Raw genomic sequence first — 3,392 nt, 5'->3', positions numbered from 1 at the left:
GGAAAGCCCTGCCTGACCCGCGCCGATCACCAGGATGCCGAAATCCGTCTTCGCCACAGCCGTCGATGCTATCGCCTTGCCGGGCGTTGTCGGCGGGCTGTGGCAGAGTGTGAACATCCACGAAATCTGGGAGATTCTGGGGAGGATGCATGCTCGGCGTGACCCGCGATGGTGACGTGATCACCATCGAATTGCAGCGCGAGGAACGGCGCAACGCGCTCAACGAGGACCTGGTCGGGCAACTGCGCGCCGCGATGCTCGACGCGGTGGCGCAGGGTGCGCGTGTCATCGTGCTCACCGGCCGCGGGCCGATCTTCAGCGCGGGCGCCGATCTGTCGGGGGTGTACTCCGAGTCGTTCCTGAGCGGTCTGCTCGACATGCTGCACACGATCGAATCCGTGCCGGTTCCGGTGATCTCGGCGATCAACGGTGGTGCGCTCGGTGCGGGCGTGCAGCTGGCGCTGGCCTCGGATCTGCGGGTGATCGAGCCCGACGCCTACATCGCGGTGCCCGCGGCCAAGCTCGGCATCTCGGTCGATCGCTGGACGGTGTCGCGGCTGGCGGCCCTGATCGGTGGCGGCCCGGCCCGAACGATCCTGCTCGGCGCCGAATCCGTCTCCGCCGCAGACGCTTACGCCTACGGCTTCGCCAACAAGCTCGGCACGCTCGCCGACGCCAAGGACTGGGCCAAGTCCATCGCCGCGCTGGCGCCGCTGTCGCTGCAGGCCATGAAACTGATGCTCAACGACGACGGCACCGGCGATCCGGCGAGCGCGCAGCAGGAAGCCGCGCTGGCAGCCGCGTGGAGCAGCGACGACGCGAAAGAGGGCCGCCTGGCCCGGCAGGAGAAGCGCCCGGCGAAGTTCGTGGGGCGCTGATGCGGATCACACGTCTGGCAGGTTCGCTGGCGAGTACCTTCGGTCTCGCCTGGATGGCCCGCGCGGTGTGGGGCCTGCCCACCTCGATCGGCGCGGGCCCGTCGGCGATCGCGCCGACCGCGATCGGCAAGTCCTCCTATCGCGACGGCCGTTTCCACAACACCGAGCCGAGCTCGATGCTCGCCGCCGGTGCCGCGCCGTCGCTGATCTGGTCGGGACTCACCAAGGGACGTATCGGCCGCCCTGCCAATCCCGTCCCGCTGGTCACCCCCGCGGTTCCCGAGCAGGCCGCCGAGCTCGCGGTGACCTGGTACGGGCACGCCAGCGCCCTGGTGGAACTCGATGGTTACCGAGTGCTGGCCGACCCGGTGTGGAGTGAACGGGTTTCCCCGTCCCCGGTGGTCGGCCCCGCCCGCCTGCATCCTGTCCCCGGCGAGCTGGCGCAGGTGCCGCAGGTCGACGCCGTGATCATCTCCCACGATCACTACGACCACCTCGACAAGGCCACCGTCGACGAACTCGTCCGCACCCAGCTCGCGCCGTTCGTCGTGCCCACCGGCATCGGCGCGCACCTGCGGCAGTGGGGCGTGCCCGAATACCGGATCATCGAGCTCGACTGGGGTGGTTCGGTCTCGCTCGGTCGCGATGCCGACGACCGCGGCCTCACCATCACCTGCGCCGAGGCCAGGCACTTCTCCGGCCGCGGGCTCGTCCGCAACACCACGCTGTGGGCGTCGTGGGCGCTGTCCGGCCCGACCAAGCGGGTCTACTTCGGCGGCGACACCGGCTACACCAAGGCGTTTTCCCAGGCCGGCGCGGTGCTCGGTCCCTTCGATCTCACGCTGCTGCCCATCGGCGCGTACGACGAGCGCTGGACCGATGTGCACATGAATCCCGAAGAGGCGGTGCGTGCCCACGCCGACCTGTGCCTCGGCGACGCAGGTTACGGCCTGCTGGTCCCGATCCACTGGGCAACGTTCAACCTGGCCTTCCACGGCTGGTCCGAACCCGTCCGGCGCCTGGTGTCGGCGGCCGCGGATGCGGGTACTCCGGTGGTAGTGCCCAAGCCGGGCCAGAGGGTGGTTCCGAATGACCTCCCACCACGGGATTCGTGGTGGGAAGATGTGGAATGACCCTCCTCGCGAAAGGAACATCGGCAGATGAGTCTCGTGGATACCTTGAAGGGCTTGCTCGGTAAGGGCAAGGTTGCGGTCGAACAGAACGCGGACAAGATCAATGAGGCGGTCGACAAGGCCGGCACCTTCATCGATGACAAGACCAAGGGCAAGTACAGCGACAAGATCGAGAAGGGCAAGGACGCGGCCAAGAAGGTCGTGCCCCCGCAGGCAGGCCCCGGCACTGCCCCCGGCGGCCCCGCTCCGACAGATCCGGGACCCAAGGCCTGATTCGGTGCGCGGGGACCGGTAGAAGGTCCCCGCCGTCCGATCGCGTCGATGGTCCGCCGGGAATTTCGGGGCGCGCCGGGTGAACCGGACATCGAGGTTGAGCTCAGCAACCTCGACAAGGTGCTGTACCCGGAGACCGGTACGACGAAAGGCGAAGTGATCGCCTACTATTCGGCGATCACCGAGGCGGCACTACCCCATCTCGCCGGCCGTCCGGTCACCAGGAAACGGTGGCCGAACGGGGTCGACCATGCCGATTTCTTCGAGAAGAACCTGCCCGAGCACGCGCCCGCGTGGATCCACCGGTCCGCGATCGAGCATTCCAGCCGCCGGGTGGTGTACCCGCTGATCGATTCCGAGGCCGGGATGGCCTGGCTCGCGCAGCAGGCGGCACTGGAAATCCATGTGCCGCAATGGCGTTTCGACGCGGACGAGCGCGGCCCGGCCACCAGGATCGTGTTCGATCTCGACCCCGGCTCCGGCGCGAGTCTGGCGGACTGCGCGCTAGTGGCGCTCGCGGTGCGCGACATGGTCGCCGACATCGGCATGCGGGCATTCCCGGTCACCAGTGGTAGCAAGGGGATTCACGTCTATGTGCCGCTGGATCGGCCGCTGAGTTCGGGTGGCGCGTCCACTGTCGCCAAGCAGGTGGCCACCAATCTCGAAGCGCTGCACCCGGATCTGGTGACGGCGACCATGGCGAAGGCGGCCCGCAAGGGCAAGGTGTTCCTGGACTGGAGTCAGAACAACGCCGCCAAGACCACCATCGCCCCCTATTCGCTGCGCGGTCGCGCCGAGCCGAATGCCGCCGCCCCGCGCACCTGGGCCGAGATCGAGGACTCGGACACGCTGCGTCAGTTACGTTTCGACGAGGTGCTTGCCCGCTGGAAGGCCGACGGCGACCTGCTGGCCGAACTCGATCCGCCGCTTCCCGCCGACCCCGAGGCCGGCCGGCCTACTGCCCGCCACGATTCCCTCACCAAATACCGCAGCATGCGCGACGCGCAGCGGACTCCCGAGCCCGTCCCAGAGGCGACCCCCGAGCCCGGACCCGGCAATCGCTTCGTCATCCAGGAACATCACGCCCGCCGCCTGCACTGGGACGTGC

The 3,392-nt window shown here is 68.4% G+C and carries 4 protein-coding genes; all 4 read left to right on the top strand.

Going from position 1 to position 3,392, the window contains the following annotated elements; translation table 11 throughout:
* Nucleotides 1-149 precede the first annotated feature (149 nt).
* Complete coding sequence (locus tag ACFWF3_RS29220; protein ID WP_379316793.1) at nucleotides 150-878, top strand: enoyl-CoA hydratase; 729 nt, start codon at nucleotides 150-152, stop codon at nucleotides 876-878.
* Nucleotides 878-2,011, top strand: coding sequence for an MBL fold metallo-hydrolase (locus ACFWF3_RS29215; protein WP_379316791.1), 1,134 nt, complete (start codon nucleotides 878-880; stop codon nucleotides 2,009-2,011). The genes ACFWF3_RS29220 and ACFWF3_RS29215 overlap by 1 nt, the downstream gene beginning before the upstream one ends.
* Nucleotides 2,012-2,038: 27 nt before the next feature.
* Nucleotides 2,039-2,284 (top strand): antitoxin, encoded by a 246-nt coding sequence (locus ACFWF3_RS29210; protein WP_301904870.1) that lies wholly within the window; start codon nucleotides 2,039-2,041, stop codon nucleotides 2,282-2,284.
* Between the two features lie 48 nt (nucleotides 2,285-2,332).
* Nucleotides 2,333-3,392 (top strand): non-homologous end-joining DNA ligase (gene ligD / locus ACFWF3_RS29205; RefSeq protein WP_379316789.1); only part of this gene is annotated, 1,060 nt, incomplete at its 3' end.

The sequence above is a fragment of the Nocardia sp. NPDC060220 genome (assembly GCF_042727815.1).
Classification (GTDB): domain Bacteria; phylum Actinomycetota; class Actinomycetes; order Mycobacteriales; family Mycobacteriaceae; genus Nocardia.
The sequence above is the reverse complement of the archived record's forward strand: the minus strand, read 5'-3'. Positions and strand labels throughout refer to the sequence as shown.